We start from the raw sequence: 17,283 nt of genomic DNA on the forward strand, positions 1-17,283 counted from the left end.
TTCTTATATAATATAGAAAAGCCTCGAATTTTTCGGGGCTTTTTTATTACACTATGTCTTAAAATGTTTATTTTGGCATAATAATCTCTTAGAAGAAATAAAATTAAAGTAGTTTGCAAACGATGAGAATGAATATCATAAAGCTTACTGTTTTAGCCGGAGTTTTTGCATCATTTGCCAGTTGCTCCGTCCAGAACAATACAGTAAAAACAACACCGACAAAAAATACAGCGAAACCCAGCAATAATACCATAAAGCCTAAAGATCCGGTTACAGCCGTAAAACCTGTAACAGCAGTACCTCCGGCTGAGGAGAACTTCAGAACCGTTCTTCCGGAGGTTAAAAGAGAATTCCGCGGAGCCTGGATCGCCAGTGTAGCCAATATCAACTGGCCATCAAGGAATAATTTATCGGTTGATCAGCAGAAAGCAGAAGCTATAAACATGCTCGATATGCTGAAAGATAACAACTTCAATGCCGCCATCTTCCAGATCAGACCTTCTGCAGACGCATTATACACCAGTAATATAGAACCCTGGTCATTCTTTCTGACCGGAGAAACAGGAGTGGCTCCCTATCCCAATTATGACCCTCTTCAGTTCTGGATTGAAGAAGCGCATAAAAGAGGCATAGAGTTGCACGTGTGGTTAAATCCTTACCGTGCCCACCATTCAAACGGAGGAGCTGTAAACAGCCTCTCTATGGCGAACAAACTTTCCGATATTGTGGTAAGATTAAAGAACGGAATGTACTGGTTCGATCCTGCCAATCCCAAAACGCAGGGGCATGTTTCCAATGTTGTAAAAGATATTGTGAAAAGATATGACATTGATGCTATACATTTTGATGATTATTTCTATCCTTACGCTACCTACAACAGGGGAGCAGACTTTCCTGACAATGCAACCTGGAATGAATACCAGAGAAGCGGCGGTGCATTATCCAGAGCAGACTGGAGAAGGGATAATGTCAATAAATTTGTAGAGAGGATTTACAAAGAAATTCATGCAGAGAAAGAGTATGTAAGATTCGGGATCAGTCCGTTTGGAATCTGGAAGCCCGGATATCCTGCAGGGATCGTTGGTTCTTCTCAATATGACGAACTGTATGCTGATGCAAAATTATGGCTGAATAAAGGCTGGGTAGATTATTTTTCCCCACAGCTGTACTGGCCGATCGATGCCAAAGGCCAGGGCTTTGAAGCATTACTGAACTGGTGGAAATCCGAAAATACAATGAACCGTCATCTTTGGCCGGGCCTTAATACCGTTGAGATCAAGGTATCAGACCGTCCTACGGAAATTAAAAATCAGATTGAAATCTCCAGACAGATCCTGAAGAACAATGCCGGAGAAATTCATTGGAGCATTGCAGGGTTAACGAAAAATGCAGGCATGCTTCCTGCTCTGAAAAACGGACCTTACAGCGAAAAAGCATTGGTTCCGAAAACACCATGGATAAAAGCAGTTCCATTACAGACTCCCACTTTATTTATAGCTGATAACGGAAGTTTCGTACAAACAAATTGGAGTACAAAAAATATAGGAAATGTCTTCCAGTGGGTGCTTTTTACCCAGTACAACGGAGTTTGGGAAACAGAAATCCTTACATTGGATACCCTTTCCAGAGATATTCCAAAATCTAAAGAAGGCAGAAAACTGAATGCCGTTGCAATAAAAGCAGTAGACAGACTTGGAAATGAAAGTGACTATATGGCTAAAAAGGTAAAATAGCTTTAGAAAGTTGCCATTGGTCTAATTTACCTTAAGAAAAACAATAAAACAATAACCTTTAAATAACAGAACCAGTTCAGTGAGAGCTGGTTTTTTTCGAACATTCAACAGAACAAAAATTGTATCGGAGATAAAATCCTTGCGCCTTAAAACATTCAAAGTGGAAAGAATTTGCGTTTTTGCGTTACCAAAAACAAAATTGATTTAAAAAATTGAAGATCAGTTTATTTTAGAATAACTATAAATTAAATACTTAGTCGTCTTTATATCAGTGACTTAAAAATGTTTAAAAATTAATTAGAAAAAAGATAAAACAGTGGCGGAACTATTTTTGCATTATTATTTCAATAATCACAAAAATATAGCATTATGAATACCAACAGACTTTCCCCGATCATTGAAAAGGCATTAAGTGATCAGATGAATAAAGAAATTCATGCATCACATGTTTTTTTGTCTTACGGGATCTGGGCAGATGATAAAGGATATCAGGGAATTGCCAATTTCCTTTACAGGCATGCGCAGGAAGAAAGAAATCATTCTATTAAGTTTATGGAATATGTGCTGAACAGAGGTGGGAAACCGAAAGTAGATGCCATTCCGGCTCCTCCTGCTGATCCGGAATCTTTAACGGCCTGTTTCGACGGTGTCTTTAAACATGAAGTCGATAATACTACAGCAATTTACAGAATAGTAGACCTGGCGTTGGAAGAAAAAGACTGGGCTACATGGAATTTTATGCAGTGGTTTGTACAGGAGCAGATAGAAGAAGAAACACTGGCTGCCAACCTGATTGATAAATTGAAAATTGCTGGCGGTGACCGTGCTACAGATGAGTCCTTATTTACTTTAGATAAAACATTGCAGGATGCACCGAATGATGTTCCTTTGGCTCAGGATGCCACGGGAGACAATCCATAAAAACCAATTGATGGACAAAAAATTATTAAAAATCTGCCTAAACCCTGGCAGATTTTTTTATTATGAAACTCCTTTTAAATTCACTATCTTTGCAGGCTGAAAGTTCAGTGGTCCGGAGTATGAATGTAAACATCAGCTTCCAGCCTGGACTTAAATAGCATCATTGAATATTAAACTTTGAATTTTACAATATGAAATGTGGAATTGTAGGCCTTCCGAATGTAGGTAAATCAACTCTCTTTAACTGCTTAAGCAACGCTAAAGCTCAATCTGCAAACTATCCTTTCTGTACGATAGAACCGAACCTGGGTACGGTATCTGTACCGGATCAGAGACTTTTTGAACTTGAAAAAATAGTTAATCCAGAAAGAGTATTGCCGGCTGTAGTTGAAATTGTTGACATTGCAGGTCTTGTAAAAGGAGCCAGCAAAGGAGAAGGACTGGGAAACCAGTTTCTTGCCAACATCCGCGAGTGTGAAGCAATTATCCATGTTTTAAGATGCTTTGATAACGGTAATATTATCCACGTTGAAGGTTCTGTAGACCCAATGAGAGATAAGGAAATTATCGACATCGAATTACAGCTTAAAGATCTTGAAACAGTAGGAAAAGCTGTTGAAAAAGCTAAAAAATTCATCAAATCCGGAAAAAAAGATGATATCCTGGTGTATGAAACACTTCAGAACCTGGAAAAATTCATCGAAGATGGAAAAAATGCAAGAGAATTTCCGGTTAATGATTTAACTCAGCCTATCATAGAAGATATTCAGCTTTTAACCAAAAAGCCTGTATTATATGTATGTAACGTAGACGAAAATTCTATCAAAAACGGTAACGAATGGATAGAAAAGATCGATGCGATGGCTAAAAGCGAAGGCGCAGAGACTGTTGTTTTAGCAGCACAGATCGAGGCAGATATCAATGAACTGGAAACATTTGAAGAAAGAGAAATCTTCCTTGAAGAATTGGGACTTGAAGAGCCGGGCGTAAACCGTCTGATCAGAAAAGCTTACGATTTATTGAAACTTCAGACTTATTTTACAGCGGGTGTAAAAGAGGTAAGAGCATGGACCATTGGACAGGGCTGGACAGCTCCACAGGCTGCCGGAGTGATCCACACAGACTTCGAAAAAGGATTTATCCGTGCAGAAGTAATCAAGTATAATGATTATATCACTTATGGTTCGGAAGTAAAAATTAAAGAAGCCGGAAAACTTTCTGTTGAAGGTAAAGAATATATCGTTCAGGATGGTGACATCATGCACTTTAGATTCAACGTATAAGAATATATTAAAGTTAGTTATAATAGAAAACGCTTCGGAGATGATCTCTGGAGCGTTTTTTCATGGAAAATAATTAAAAAAACCGCTCATTAACTGAACGGTTTTAATTCTTTATTAAGGCTCTATTCCAGGTCTGCATTGCAGCTGCGCACAGCTTATTGACACTTTTTTGCAGCCTCCTGTCATAGGATCAATACAGTCCAGTAATCCTCCGGTAATGCTTCTTAATTGCTTTTTGTTCAGTTTTTTTCCTTTTGGTAAATTTTGATCTTTCATTGTTTTGATTTTTAGTGGGTTAGTTTGAAAACTAAGGTAAGAAAAATATTAATAGGTATATCACCTGCTGTAGAAAAAAAAGTAAAATATTTTTTCATTTTCAAATTAGGCTAACTTTGTATATTTGAATTTTACAAACAGTTCAGCTATGGAAAAGATTACTCATTCATCCCTTGAAGACTTCTATAAAGAGATGGCTGCCAAACTGGGGAAAGATCTCGAAAGTATTTTTCCGAAAGGGCTTCATAAAGATATCGGGCATTTTAATGTCTTCGATATCAGGCAGACTATTGAAAGGGCTCGAACTACTTCGGAAATGCCTTACAACAGAAGGAAATATTACAAAATAAGCCTGATCAGGGGACAGAACAGGGCAGAATATGCGGACAAAATCATAGCCATCAAAAAGAATGCTTTATTATTTGCTACCCCAAAAGTTCCGTATCACTGGGTGCCGGAAGACCCTGACCAGTCGGGAAGTTTCTGTGTATTTACGGAGGATTTTTTCATCAAATCACAATCCCGGTTTTCATTGGAAGACCTTCCAATTTTTCAGCCGGGAAATATTCCGTTGTTTGAAATTGATGATAAGCTGGCGGACGAAATTGAAATTCTGTTCACAAAAATAAAACAGGAAATAGCTTCCGACTATATTTTCAAATATGACCTGATCAGGAATTATGTGCTGGAGCTGATCCATTACGGGCAGAAGCTGCAGCCTGCTGCAAAACTGTCCGCATCCAATGATGCCTCGTTACGGGTAGTGTCATTATTTATAGAACTTTTGGAAAGACAGTTTCCGATAGAATCTTCAGATCAGAGATTACAGCTGAAAACGGCAAAAGATTATGCCGACAGACTGGCCGTTCATGTGAATTATTTGAATAAAAAATTAAAAGAAAGTACCGGAAAAACAACCACTGAATTTATTGCTGACCGACTGGTTCAGGAGGCTAAAATTCTTTTAAGGCAAACTAAATGGAATGTTTCCGAGATTTCTTATGCCCTGGGTTTTGAAGAAATCGCTCATTTTTCCAACTTTTTCAAAAGAAAGACTTCATTTACCCCAATGCAGTTCCGGACATGATTTGAATTTTGCAAATTTCAGATTGATTCAGGCAAACATTCCTTCTGTGGAATTTTCCAACTTTGTATCATTAAAAATAAATAATATAAAACGATGAATACAAAAACTAAAATTGCATTAATTACAGGCGGAAGCCGTGGACTTGGAAAAAATGCAGCTCTTAAGATTGCTCAAAAAGGATTAGATGTCATTATTACTTACAAAAACAGCAGTGAGGAAGCTGATGCTGTAGTTAGCGAAATAAAAGCACTGGGCCAAAAGGCAGCTGCTTACCAGTTGGATACCAGAGATGTAAAAAGCTTCGATGCATTTGTAAAAAAAATCACAGATCATCTGCAAACTGAAACAGGCAGCCCAAACATTGATTTCCTGATCAACAATGCAGGAACAGCTTTATATGCTCCTATTATGGAAACTACGGAAGAACAGCTGGACGACATCGTAAATGTTCATTTTAAAGGAGTTTTCTTTCTGACACAGAAAATGCTTCCTTTCATCAGTGACGGCGGCGGGATTATCAATATTTCATCAGGATTGGCAAGATTTGCTCTACCGGGATCTTCTGTTTACGGTTCTGTGAAGGCAGGCGTAGAAATGCTGACAAAATATATGGCCAAAGAACTCGGACCCCGTAAAATTAAGGCAAACGTTATAGCGCCGGGAGCCATCGAAACAGATTTTGGAGGCGGAAGAACAAGAGATGATCAGAGTGTAAACTCAATGATTTCAAATGTTACTGCATTGGGCAGAGCCGGACTTCCGGATGATATCGGAGGGGTAGTGGCTTTCCTTTGCACCGAAGATGCAGGCTGGATCAACGGACAGAGAATAGAAGCTTCCGGTGGCATGTTTTTATAAAATATCATTAATAGACAAACAGCTTTTAAATCAAAAAAATAAAACCAGATCTGAAACGAGCTGGTTTTTTTGTAAACAGAAACACGGATTACCGATTCCATTCTTCATCTTTTTGCCTTTTTACTTATCTTTAGTATCTGCAAAGTTCATCATATGATAAAAGAGTTTTTCGATCAGTTTCCCTATATCCTTCTGATGCTTGAAGGTCTTTATCTTGTCGGGATTGTTTTTCTGGCCGGTAAAATTATTATGGATACCAAAAATACGGGTAAAACCCTTGCGTATCTTATGCTGATCATTTTTCTTCCGGTGGCTGGGATCATCATCTATTTTGTATTTGGAGTCAATTACCGGAAAAATAAGTTCTATACTTTTAAAATTGCACGGAACGAACGGGTCTATCAGGATGTAAGTGCCTATATAAAGAAAACACATCATGCAACCTTAGAAAAGCATACAGAAGAAATTGGGCAGTTTTTAACAACAGTCAATTTTCTTTATAATGCTTCCCATTCTCCGCTTTCACCGGGAAACCATGCAGAAATACTGATCAATGGAGAAGGTAAATTTGAAAAAGTTTTTGAGGTCATTGAAAAGGCAGTTCATCATATCCACCTTGAATATTATATCTATGACAATGACGGAATTGGGAACAGGCTTGCCGATCTGCTGATCAAAAAGGCAGAAGAAGGTGTAATCGTCCGTTTTCTCTATGATGATATGGGGAGTGGGAAAATAGGGCGTAATCTTTTGAAAAGGCTAAAAGAAGGAGGTGTCCAGTTGTCTCCTGTTAACAAAATTACATTCAGACTATTGGCTAACAGAGTCAATTACAGGGATCACCGAAAGATCATTATTGTAGATGGGGCAGAGGTTTTTACGGGCGGAATCAATGTTTCTGACAAATATATTAATCCTAATCCTATCCAGTACTGGAGAGACGTTCATCTTTATATAAAAGGGGAAGCAGCTTTCTACTTTCAGTTTTTATTTCTCAGTAACTGGATCTTTGCCACAGAGAAGATCCCTGAAATTTCTAAGCTTTATTTTGATTTTAAGAACCAGGAGGAGGGAAATTCGCTTATTCAGGCGGCGGCCAGTGGCCCTGATACCAAGCCTTCCATTATGCTCAGTACGGCTTCAGCGGTACTTTCAGCCAGAAAAAGAATATATATTGTCACTCCATACTTTATCCCGGTAGAGACTGTGCTGAATGCCATCAAGCAGGCAGCCCTTTCCGGAATCGATGTAAGGCTTATGGTTCCTAAATCCGGCGATTCCATGATTGTGAATGCTGCGGCCTATTCTTATTACGAAGAGCTTCTGGAAAATAATGTGAGGATTTTCTTTTACAAAAAAGGTTTTATCCATGCTAAAACAATGGTTATTGATGATAACTTTTCATCTGTAGGAACAGCCAATATGGACGTAAGAAGTCAGGAACTGAATTTCGAGGTCAATGCCCTGGTTTTTAATGAAAAAATTAATGAAAAGCTTCAGAACCTCTTTCACGAAGATATGAATGACTGCGAGGAAATTAGTCTTGCATCATGGAAAAAAAGACCGAAAACGAAAGTATTCTTCGAGTATCTGGCCAGGCTCCTTTCACCTCTTATATAAAAATCTAAACTAAAGCCTGGAAAGATTTTCTATGGCTCTTTCCAGTGTTTCCTGCTTTTTTGCGAAACACAGGCGGATCACGTGGTCATTCCTTTTATTTTTATAGAATGACGAAAAAGGAACGCTTGCCACCTTATGACTGATCGTCAGTTCCGAGGCAAAATCAAAATCATTTTTATCAGATATCTTATCATAGGTAAGAGCCTGGAAGTAGGTTCCTTCACAGTCAAGAAGCCCGAAGGATGTACCTGCGAGACCTTTTCTTAGAAAATCCCTCTTTTCCTGAAAAAAACTGTTCAGGTTAAGATAATGTTCATCATTTTTCATGTATTCAGCAAGGGCAAGCTGGATAGGCGTATTGACACAGAAAACATTGAACTGATGAACCTTTCTGAATTCATCGGTAAGGTTTTTTGGAGCAGCACAGTAGCCTGTTTTCCAGCCTGTGACATGAAAAAGCTTTCCAAACGAAGCAACGAGAAGACTTCTTTCTTTAAGTTCAGGATATTGGCAGATACTCAAATGCTGTTTTCCGTCAAAAACAATATTTTCATATACTTCATCACTCAGGATAAGGATGGAAGTGTCTTTTACAATTTTGATGAGTTCCTGCAGATCATTTTCTTTTAAAATTTTCCCGGAAGGATTATTGGGATTATTAAGGATGATCATCTTGGTTTTATCGCTCACCAGAGTATTTACGGTATTCCAATCGATCTCATAATCCGGAGCTTTCATCTCAAAACGCTTTACAATTCCTCCAAAGAGCTCTACTGTAGGCTCATAACAGTCGTAAGCAGGTTCAAAAATGATTACCTCATCATCTTTCTTAACAAAAGTGGCAATGGCTGTAAAAATAGCCTGGGTTCCGCCGGCAGTCATTGTGATCTCAGTATCCGGATGATAAACCGCTTTGTGACTGTTCTCTATTTTTCTTGCAATCTCTTCTTTGAGCGGCATCATCCCTCCCAGCGGAGCATATTGGTTGAATCCTTTTTGGATAAAATGACTGACATGATCCAGCAGTTCAGCATCCGGCATGAAATCAGGAAATCCCTGAGAAAGGTTGATGGCCTCATTTTCATTGGCGAGCTGTGTCATCTGGCTGAAAATAGTAGTTCCTACATCTGAAAGCTTGGTTAATGGAAGTTGTATCATTAAAGGATTTTTTTTACTTACTTCGAATTTAATTCATTTTTTGTAATCAGAAGCAGAAATTCCATAAAAAAAGACTGTCCCATGCAAGGACAGTCTTTGAAGTTGTATCATTCTGTGAGACTTTATTTTGAAATCAGGAGTTTCTGAGAACTTTTGATATGTTCAGATTTAACTTCAACGATGTAGACACCCTGTACCAGCTTTTCCGTATTCAGGGTAAGGGTCTGGGACCCGCTGTTGAGGATTTCAGATTTTTCAAGCATTATTTTTCCCGAAAGATCCATCAATCTTACCGACACCAGTTCTCTTTTAGGAAGGTTGGTTTGTAGGTCCACATGGTTTTTAGCTGGATTAGGAACCATATTAATTCCTTTCTGTTTGCCTGCCTGAAGTTCTGCTTTAGCAATGCTCTCAAGGTCGGAAAGTGGAGATTTCAATGCGGTTGCTCCGTCGTCTTTTGCAGGTATAGTGTCTCTTTTTGAGTAGCAGAATGTAAAGCATCTGGTACACATGATCATTTTATCTTTCTTTTCAGTCACGCAGATTGTATACGTTCCGGGAGTCATATAAGTATGGCTTAGAGTAGAAGTAATGTAAGGTGAAGAAGTTCCGTCACCCCATGCCACGGTATAGGTACTTCCCGGATTGTTAGGCGTAGAAACCAGAACTGGATTCATCAGGGTTAAATTAGCGGTAGCTGCATTGGTTACGGTGCTGAATGAAGTATCAAGTTTAAAATCTGCAGTACATCCGTCACACGATTTCACGCAGATATTATCATACCATACTCTTTCGCTTGGATTTGAAGTATAATCCGGAGATATCATAACAGCCGTGGAATTGTTCATAATGTTATTAAAATCAGTAGTCGTTATTGCTGAGCCCAGCGTCCAGGTTCCATCCGAATTGCTTGGAAGAGCAGTTCCTGTACTATTGGCAATCGGTGCACGCACACGAACCCATCCACTTCCAGGAGTTACGGTGACATTGGCTACAAAAGTAATGTACTGATTGCCGGACATGATGTAGATGGTAGGGTGAATCGGAGCACCATAACCACCATCTTTTTCAAGATAGAAATCAAAATAAAGACACTGGCCTAAAAACCTTTGCCCTAAATTTTTAAAATCGGAAGGATTGATATACCATGATCCGCCTGAATCATCATCAAGAATAATATACTGGGAGCCATCTAGCGCATTCGGAGTACCGGCAGAAACGCCTACATTTCCATTGGGAAAGGGAGCAGGAGTCCAAAGTCCGGGAGGATTACTGGGATCATTAAAATCTGAGCATGGTGCCTGGGCATTCACTATAAGGTATCCCAAAAGCAGATAAATGGTTAAAAAATATATTCTTATCATAATATTACATTGATTTTATACATCAAAAACCAACAAAAACTTTAATGATTAATAATTATTGGGTACAGAGTAAAATTAGAACAGTTTTTAAAATCTCTTTAGTGTGATTTAATAAGTGAATACATTTTTCTAATAAGTGAAGCCTGATTGCTCATAATTGTAATTAAAAAAAGAAAACTGAGATTCCTCACTTCTTTTCTGCAGCAAGCCAACTACATTTGTAAGAACGAAACTCAAATCCACTCTGATACCATGAAAATTATAAAGACTTCAATACCGGAAGGGTCTGTTTTATTTAAGGAAGAAAAGCTTTTTGATTATACAGACAGTTTTAAAGGAGAATTGAATACTAAACGAAATATCAGCACGGAAGAAATAGGCAGGGCTTTTTTCACCAGCACTCCTCAGTGGGGAAAGAAGATGTTTGCTTTCAGGAACAGTATTGTGAAAATGCTCGGACTGAAAACCGGAACAGGCAGCAGTAAACCATTATCACCGGATGATTTTAAACTTGAAGTGGGAGATCAGATAGGAATTTTCCAAATATTCGATAAAACGGACCGCGAAATTATCATAGGGGAGAATGACAAACACCTTGATTTCAGGGTTTCCATTTTTTATGATAATATACAGCACGGCACTGAAAATAGTTTTTTAACAATTTCAACTACCGTGAAATACCACAACCGGATGGGAATGCTGTATTTCATTCCTGTACGCCCTTTCCACCAGTTGATCGTTCCGGTTATGCTGAAAAAGATGATTAAAAAACTGGAAGGCAGATAACAAAACGGAAATAGAATCCTGAACTGCAGTTTTTATTCTAAATCTTCTATCTTGCTTAAGAAATCATTCTTTTTACGCACAGAAACATCCAGGACAGAATGGTCTGCCATCACGACCTGCCCGCCTTTCCCTTTAATATATTCTTTAAGGTGAAAAAGGTTGATCAGATGTTTATGATGGATCCTGAAAAAATTATATTTTGTAAGATGCTCTTCAAATTCATGCAGTGTTTTGGAAACAATGATTTTCGTTTTATCCGTAAGATAAAAGGTTGTATAGCTGGAATCTGCCTCACAGCGGATGATATCACTGATATTGGTTAATTTGAAACCCTGCAGGGTAGGAAGGCTGATTTTGTTCTCGCTGGAAGAAATCCCCGGCTGGCTTTTACTTTTTTTAATCGATTCCAGTACTTTATTCACGGCAATGATAAAATCTATTTTCCTGATAGGCTTGAGCAAATAATCTGCTGCACCGTTTTTAATAGCCTGGATCGCAAAATTTTCAAATGCCGTAATGAAAATAATCCGGGAGTCTATTTCTCTGAATTTTGAAAGAAGATCAAAAGCAGTACCGTCTTTCAGCTGCACATCCAGAAAAAGAATATCCGGTGAATTTTTAGTAAGATAAATATAAGCTTCTTCTACGCTTGATGCCTGAAATACCGCCTGGATCTCAGGAAATTCATTCTTCAGCAAAAGAGCGATATAATCTCTTCCGTCCTGTTCATCATCAATGATGTATGCCTGTATTTTGGTTTTCATAAGGTTTTATATAAAGTTTAATCTGCGTTCCCGGTCTTTGCTCTTTTTCAGAAAGATCATGGATCTCAAGTATGATATGAGTCTCAAAAAGCTGCCTGAATGTTTCAATCCTTTTCTGAGATAATCTTACCCCAAAAGAATCAGGGCTTGTTTTTCTTTTGCTATTAATGCCTGTACCATTATCTTCTATTATGATACAGATTGATGTTCCGGTATGCTCAAAAGATACCTGTATGTTTCCTTTTCTGTCCTTTAATCCGGCAATTCCGTGTTTGATGGCATTTTCTACAAAAGGCTGGATCAGCAGGGAAGGGAGCACCCAGTTTTCGTTGATGTTTTCAGATAAGCTGATTTTGTAGTCGAACAGATCTTTTAACCTGAGTTTTTCCATACTCAGATATAATGAAAGATAATCTGCTTCATCTTTGATAGACATGAATGTTTTCTCTGAATAATACAGGGTTTTCCGGATCATTTGAGCAAATACTTCAAGATAGTTCTCTGTTTCTTTATAATCTTTTTTATACAGAAGAAACTGGATAGAATTGAGGCAGTTATAAATGAAATGGGGGTTGATTTGTGCTTTGATCGCCTGCAGTTCAAGCTCGGCAATCTTTTTTTCATAGTATAATGTTTCCAGCTTTTTATTTCTTTGCTTCTGAAAATAAAAGTGGATCAGAATAAACAGGACAGCAGCACCAAGACTTATCATCATCAGCCTGAACCACCAGGTCTGCCAGAATTTGGGAAGAATCTCAAATTGCAGATTCGTAGAGCCATAAGACTGTTTCCCATTATAACCGATACCGAAAATCTTAAATGTATAACTGCCCGGAGGAAGAGAAGAAAAAATGATCTTCTGGGAAGTGCCCGTTTGCCAGGCATTGCTGAGTCCATCGATCTTATACCGGTAACTTATCTTTCCTTGGGAAATGAAATCCGGAAAACTTACATTGAAGGTAACATCATTGTGAGGAGTTTGGCCCGTTAACGGCTGTCTGATGTCAAAAATTTCCCTGCCGCCAATCACAACTGAATTGATGATTACTTTTTTGTTGATGAATTTCTTTTGGCTCATCAGGTTTTTAACAGAAAGAATTCCCAGGCCTTTTGAGGTTCCTACATAAATGGTATCACCGGAAATAATACATCCGGACACCGCATTTGATGGCAGGCCGTCTGTCTGTGTGAAATTATTGATTTTGACAGCAGAACCTTTAAGCTCAACCCTGCTGAGTCCATAATTGGTGCTTGCCCAGAATACATGTTTATTTTCTACTTCAATTTTTTTGACCTGACCTGTAATCAGTCCGGTTTTTTCAGTAATTTTCCTGAGGATTTTGGAGTTACTAAAAAGAATGATGCCGTTAACGTTAGTAGCCCCGATATACAGATTATGACCGAATTTTTTAAGATCCGTAAAATAGTATCCCTTCAAAAATATTTTTTTCTTTTTAGAAACGGTATTTACTTTATAAAGATCTTTAAAATTTCCGGCAAGCAGGCTGTCCCTGGCATACGGGAGAGCTGTATACATCCTTTCTTTACTGAGTATTTCCGTATAGCTGCCTGTTTTGTAATTATACGCAATAAGTCCGTATGATGTGCATAATATGATAGATCCCGGGGTATAGGGCACAATATTTTTTAAAAGATAATCCTTTAAAAAATATTTTTTCCTGGTTACGATATCATACTGAAAAAGACTTCTTGTAAGCCCGAATATGACTGTATTTCCCTCAGAAAAGATAGATTTGTGCTCTATTTTAATATTTCTCTCAAAAACAAGATCTGTTATCTGTCCGTTGTGATAAATGCCACTCTTAGCTTCGTTATAGCCCAGAAAAATACCATGACTGTTTTTGGCAATGGCCTTTATGTTTGATGAATTATTTTTAATCGGGAAGTGAACATAATTTTTAAAAAACTGGTCAGCAATGAAAAAAATGCCATTATTCCGGGTAGAAAACCATGTATTGTTGTCTCTGTCCACCAAAATATCGTTGAGAATATAGTTTTCCATCATTCGGACAGGATCGGAAAGCCTGCTCTCATCCAGTAACGGCTGTTTAAAATAAAGAGCTCCGCCTTCTTCAGGACATAGCCAGAGCCGGTAGTTATTATCTATAACCAGCCGGTGAATATTTTCCTGTGCGGTATAGCTTTTGATTTTTTTGAAATACAATTTGTTATAGAGTTTATAAACTTCTATTGTTCTTTTGTTTCTGAAAACAAAAATGTCACCTTTCCTAAATATCACCGTGTTTTTCTTCATAGAAATATTGCAGCTTATTTTCTTTTTCGTCATGATATTATAAGCCTGAATATTTTCCCTTTTTCCCTGACGATGCAGATACAGCATCTTATCCGCGATGTTCAGGCCGAAAGCATAATAAGAATCTGTCTGGCTCTTGATTTCCAAAGGAATTGTGCTCACCTTTTCATTCCGGTACATGTAAATATTGTCCAGATTATAAGCAGAGTACAGATAAAGAGATTCACCGTCAAGATAATACCCGGGATTAACGGTGAACTGCATTTTCTGTAGTTCTCTGTTAAAATCCGAGTTGATAATCCTGCCATTTTTCAAATAGGCAAAATCATTCAGAAAAGGGGCAATAAAAATTTCCCCGTTGGATAAAGGAATGCATGACAGGGCTTCGATGTTCTTTAAACCCTGCTTATTGGTGAAATGCTTAAACTCCTTTCCATCAAACCGAAACAGTCCGTTATCACTTCCTATCCACAAAAAGCCGGTTTTATCCTGACTGATTGAGTAGGTATACGAATTGTTAAGGCCATCTCCATCATTATAATTGACCATTCCGGGGATCTGGGCAAAAAATAATGAGGATAACAAGATAAAAGAAAATAGATGAAAAAGTATAATTTTTTTCACTGGTTATTGAATAATGTGGTAAATATATAATTTGATTAATAATAATACAATCTTTAAGGTTAAATATTAAAAAAAACGAATCGAAAAAATTCGGATAATTTTGTACAATTTCGTACTTTTGTATGTTTGCTGAAATCATATATGTCACAAGAAATAAATCCAATCTACTCCGAAGATAATATCAGAACCCTCGACTGGCAGGAACACATCCGTCTGCGCCCAGGAATGTACATCGGGAAGCTCGGAGACGGTTCCTCTGCGGACGACGGTATTTACATTCTGCTTAAAGAAATTCTGGACAACTCTATTGATGAGTTCAGAATGAAATCAGGGAAAAGAATTGAAATAAAAGTGGACGACGGTAAAGTCAGTATCCGTGACTTTGGCCGTGGAATTCCGCTGGGAAAGGTCGTAGATGCCGTTTCCAAAATGAATACCGGTGGAAAGTATGACAGCAAAGCCTTCAAGAAATCTGTAGGATTGAACGGGGTTGGTACCAAAGCTGTTAATGCCCTTTCAGAATATTTCCGCGTAAGATCATTCCGTGAAGGAAAAATGAAAATGGCGGAATTTTCCAGAGGACTGATCACGGAAAACCATGAAGAAAAAGATACTTCAGACCGAAACGGAACGGAGATTTCCTTTGTTCCTGACGGAGAGATCTTCCTTCATTTCAAATACAGGAAAGAATATATAGAAAAGATGCTGCGCAACTATGCGTACCTGAATCCCGGACTGAAAATTATTTTCAACGGCGAGACCTATTATTCTGAAAACGGACTTAAAGATCTTTTGGAAGAGGAAATGGAAAACGAAATTCTGTATTCCATCATTCACCTGAAAGATACGGATATAGAGCTCGCCATTACGCATTCTGACAAATCACAGACTGAAACCTATTTTTCTTTCGTGAACGGGCAGAATACCACACAGGGAGGGACACATCTTAATGCCTTCCGGGAAGCATATGTAAAGACGATCCGTGAGTTTTTCAATAAAAACTTTGATGCTTCAGATATCAGAAAATCTATTATTGCAGCCATTTCTATCAACGTAGAAGAGCCTGTATTCGAATCCCAGACCAAAACGAAGCTGGGATCCAGTGATATGGGACCCAACGGACCTACTGTAAGGACTTTTATCATTGATTTTCTGAAAAGCAAACTCGATAATTTCCTGCATAGAAATCCGGAAATTGCCGAAGCGATCCAAAGAAAGATCCTTATCTCCGAAAGAGAAAGAAAGGAGCTTTCAGGAATTCAGAAGCTGGCAAGAGAAAGAGCCAAAAAAGTATCCCTTCACAATAAAAAACTTCGCGACTGCAGACAGCATTACAACGACCAGAAGAATGAAAGAAAAGGGGAGACCCAGATTTTCATTACCGAGGGAGATTCCGCATCCGGATCTATCACCAAATCCAGAGACGTGGAGACCCAGGCCGTATTTTCGCTGAAAGGGAAACCTTTGAACTGCTACGGACTGACGAAAAAAGTAGTATACGAAAATGAAGAGTTCAATCTTCTTCAGGCTGCATTGAATATAGAAGAAAGTCTCGAAGATCTGAGATACAACCAGGTAATTATATCTACTGATGCCGATGTGGATGGTATGCACATCCGTCTTCTGATGATCACGTTTTTCCTTCAGTTCTTCCCTGATCTGATTAAGAACGGACATCTTTATATTCTTCAGACCCCATTGTTCCGGGTGAGAAATAAAAAAGAGACAAGATACTGCTACACCGAAATGGAGAGAATAAAAGCGTTGAATGAGCTTGGGAAGAACCCTGAAATTACCCGATTCAAAGGACTCGGAGAAATTTCACCCGATGAGTTCAAACATTTTATCGGAAAAGATATCCGTCTGGAGCCTGTCGTGATAGGCAAAGACCAGACAATAGATCAGCTGCTTGAATTTTATATGGGTAAAAATACACCGGACAGGCAGGTGTTTATCCTTGAAAATCTTGTAGTAGAAGATCCGGATATTGATAAAAAAGAAATCCTGGATGAAATAGCAGGATAAAATTAAAAACCAATAAACACAAATATCGCAAATGAGACTCAGCAACCGCAACAAGGCTTCGGTTTACAATTTTGTACATACATTATTGATAATGATGGTCATATTTGGAATTGCAGCATTTTTGTTGAATGAGTACAGGTTTCATGCTGTAGGAAAAGAAAGTTATATTCTTGTTATTGTTCCAATCATACTGATGGTGGTTTTTCACCTGAACGGCAGACAAATATTTGAATATGACAGTGATGGAGAAGCCCTGAACTTTAAGAACAGGAATATCATTCCTTTTTTGGATAAACCTCTTCATGATGAATTTCCAAAATATAAACTGATAAAGTACGAGATCGTCAGTGTCTTTTTTGTTAAAAGGCTATACGTTACCATCTCAAGCAAGAACAGTGGTTCTACCATCCTCAAATATGAAATATCTTATTTGAGCGGAAAAGAAGTAAATGATTTAAAACTCTCTCTGAACAAAGTAGTAAAAACTAATAAAGAGAAAAACGATTAAA

14 protein-coding genes are annotated in these 17,283 nt (G+C 38.1%); 9 read left to right on the forward strand and 5 right to left on the reverse strand.

The genetic code is table 11. The features are described 5' to 3' along the window. The first annotated feature begins 122 nt into the window (after positions 1 to 122). The 3 genes from J4Q03_RS03530 (at position 123) to ychF (ending at position 3,937) form a co-directional block, all read left to right on the forward strand. Positions 123 to 1,733 (forward strand): glycoside hydrolase family 10 protein, encoded by a 1,611-nt coding sequence (locus J4Q03_RS03530; protein WP_426046831.1) that lies wholly within the window; start codon positions 123 to 125, stop codon positions 1,731 to 1,733. A gap of 369 nt (positions 1,734 to 2,102) precedes the next feature. Next, on the forward strand, positions 2,103 to 2,654 hold the full coding sequence (locus tag J4Q03_RS03535; protein ID WP_426046832.1) for a ferritin: 552 nt from the start codon (positions 2,103 to 2,105) through the stop codon (positions 2,652 to 2,654). Positions 2,655 to 2,845: 191 nt separating this feature from the next. Next, complete coding sequence (gene ychF / locus J4Q03_RS03540) at positions 2,846 to 3,937, forward strand: redox-regulated ATPase YchF (RefSeq protein ID WP_426046833.1); 1,092 nt, start codon at positions 2,846 to 2,848, stop codon at positions 3,935 to 3,937. A 114-nt stretch (positions 3,938 to 4,051) separates the two neighbouring features. Here ychF and J4Q03_RS03545 read toward each other — a convergent pair whose 3' ends face one another. After that, a complete protein-coding gene (locus tag J4Q03_RS03545; protein WP_426046834.1) occupies positions 4,052 to 4,213 on the reverse strand; it encodes a bacteriocin in 162 nt (53 codons plus the stop codon). 148 nt (positions 4,214 to 4,361) lie between these two features. Between J4Q03_RS03545 and J4Q03_RS03550 the strand changes: the two genes are divergently transcribed. From J4Q03_RS03550 to cls, 3 genes are all read left to right on the forward strand, one after another. Then, positions 4,362 to 5,300: a helix-turn-helix domain-containing protein gene (locus J4Q03_RS03550; protein WP_426046835.1), complete on the forward strand. Its 939-nt coding sequence runs from the start codon at positions 4,362 to 4,364 to the stop codon at positions 5,298 to 5,300. 93 nt (positions 5,301 to 5,393) lie between these two features. Beyond that, complete coding sequence (locus J4Q03_RS03555) at positions 5,394 to 6,158, forward strand: SDR family NAD(P)-dependent oxidoreductase (RefSeq protein ID WP_426046836.1); 765 nt, start codon at positions 5,394 to 5,396, stop codon at positions 6,156 to 6,158. Between the two features lie 153 nt (positions 6,159 to 6,311). Further along, positions 6,312 to 7,778 (forward strand): cardiolipin synthase, encoded by a 1,467-nt coding sequence (cls, locus tag J4Q03_RS03560; RefSeq protein WP_426046837.1) that lies wholly within the window; start codon positions 6,312 to 6,314, stop codon positions 7,776 to 7,778. Positions 7,779 to 7,787: 9 nt separating this feature from the next. Here the strand turns inward: cls and J4Q03_RS03565 are convergent, their stop codons facing one another. Continuing rightward, positions 7,788 to 8,936: a methionine aminotransferase gene (locus J4Q03_RS03565; RefSeq protein WP_426046838.1), complete on the reverse strand. Its 1,149-nt coding sequence runs from the start codon at positions 8,934 to 8,936 to the stop codon at positions 7,788 to 7,790. Between the two features lie 122 nt (positions 8,937 to 9,058). Next, positions 9,059 to 10,300 carry a T9SS type A sorting domain-containing protein gene (locus tag J4Q03_RS03570; protein WP_426046839.1) on the reverse strand — a complete coding sequence of 414 codons (1,242 nt, stop codon included), beginning with the start codon at positions 10,298 to 10,300 and terminating at the stop codon, positions 9,059 to 9,061. A gap of 252 nt (positions 10,301 to 10,552) precedes the next feature. Between J4Q03_RS03570 and J4Q03_RS03575 the strand changes: the two genes are divergently transcribed. After that, on the forward strand, positions 10,553 to 11,086 hold the full coding sequence (locus J4Q03_RS03575; RefSeq protein WP_426046840.1) for a DUF2867 domain-containing protein: 534 nt from the start codon (positions 10,553 to 10,555) through the stop codon (positions 11,084 to 11,086). A 32-nt stretch (positions 11,087 to 11,118) separates the two neighbouring features. Here J4Q03_RS03575 and J4Q03_RS03580 read toward each other — a convergent pair whose 3' ends face one another. Both J4Q03_RS03580 and J4Q03_RS03585 read right to left on the reverse strand, forming a co-directional pair. Next, complete coding sequence (locus J4Q03_RS03580) at positions 11,119 to 11,850, reverse strand: LytR/AlgR family response regulator transcription factor (protein WP_426046841.1); 732 nt, start codon at positions 11,848 to 11,850, stop codon at positions 11,119 to 11,121. Then, the gene (locus J4Q03_RS03585) at positions 11,819 to 14,710 is read right to left on the reverse strand and encodes a histidine kinase (RefSeq protein ID WP_426046842.1); all 2,892 of its coding nucleotides are present in this window, start codon (positions 14,708 to 14,710) and stop codon (positions 11,819 to 11,821) included. The genes J4Q03_RS03580 and J4Q03_RS03585 overlap by 32 nt, the downstream gene beginning before the upstream one ends. 180 nt (positions 14,711 to 14,890) lie before the next feature. Here J4Q03_RS03585 and J4Q03_RS03590 point away from each other — a divergent pair, with 180 nt between their 5' ends. Next, positions 14,891 to 16,774 (forward strand): DNA topoisomerase IV subunit B, encoded by a 1,884-nt coding sequence (locus J4Q03_RS03590; protein ID WP_426046843.1) that lies wholly within the window; start codon positions 14,891 to 14,893, stop codon positions 16,772 to 16,774. A gap of 91 nt (positions 16,775 to 16,865) precedes the next feature. Next, a complete protein-coding gene (locus J4Q03_RS03595; RefSeq protein WP_426046844.1) occupies positions 16,866 to 17,282 on the forward strand; it encodes a hypothetical protein in 417 nt (138 codons plus the stop codon). Position 17,283 lies beyond the last annotated feature (1 nt).

This window comes from Chryseobacterium sp. NFX27 (assembly GCF_049887855.1).
In the GTDB taxonomy this organism is placed as follows: Bacteria; Bacteroidota; Bacteroidia; order Flavobacteriales; family Weeksellaceae; genus Chryseobacterium.

Coding starts and splice junctions, on each gene's coding strand:
- J4Q03_RS03530 (WP_426046831.1), top strand. CDS start 123: ATGAGAATGAATATCATAAAGCTTACTGTTTTAGCCGGAGTTTTTGCA.
- J4Q03_RS03580 (WP_426046841.1), bottom strand. CDS start 11,850: ATGAAAACCAAAATACAGGCATACATCATTGATGATGAACAGGACGGA.
- J4Q03_RS03535 (WP_426046832.1), top strand. CDS start 2,103: ATGAATACCAACAGACTTTCCCCGATCATTGAAAAGGCATTAAGTGAT.
- cls (WP_426046837.1), top strand. CDS start 6,312: ATGATAAAAGAGTTTTTCGATCAGTTTCCCTATATCCTTCTGATGCTT.
- J4Q03_RS03545 (WP_426046834.1), bottom strand. CDS start 4,213: ATGAAAGATCAAAATTTACCAAAAGGAAAAAAACTGAACAAAAAGCAA.
- J4Q03_RS03595 (WP_426046844.1), top strand. CDS start 16,866: ATGATGGTCATATTTGGAATTGCAGCATTTTTGTTGAATGAGTACAGG.
- J4Q03_RS03550 (WP_426046835.1), top strand. CDS start 4,362: ATGGAAAAGATTACTCATTCATCCCTTGAAGACTTCTATAAAGAGATG.
- J4Q03_RS03565 (WP_426046838.1), bottom strand. CDS start 8,936: ATGATACAACTTCCATTAACCAAGCTTTCAGATGTAGGAACTACTATT.
- J4Q03_RS03570 (WP_426046839.1), bottom strand. CDS start 10,300: ATGATAAGAATATATTTTTTAACCATTTATCTGCTTTTGGGATACCTT.
- ychF (WP_426046833.1), top strand. CDS start 2,846: ATGAAATGTGGAATTGTAGGCCTTCCGAATGTAGGTAAATCAACTCTC.
- J4Q03_RS03575 (WP_426046840.1), top strand. CDS start 10,553: ATGAAAATTATAAAGACTTCAATACCGGAAGGGTCTGTTTTATTTAAG.
- J4Q03_RS03590 (WP_426046843.1), top strand. CDS start 14,891: ATGTCACAAGAAATAAATCCAATCTACTCCGAAGATAATATCAGAACC.
- J4Q03_RS03555 (WP_426046836.1), top strand. CDS start 5,394: ATGAATACAAAAACTAAAATTGCATTAATTACAGGCGGAAGCCGTGGA.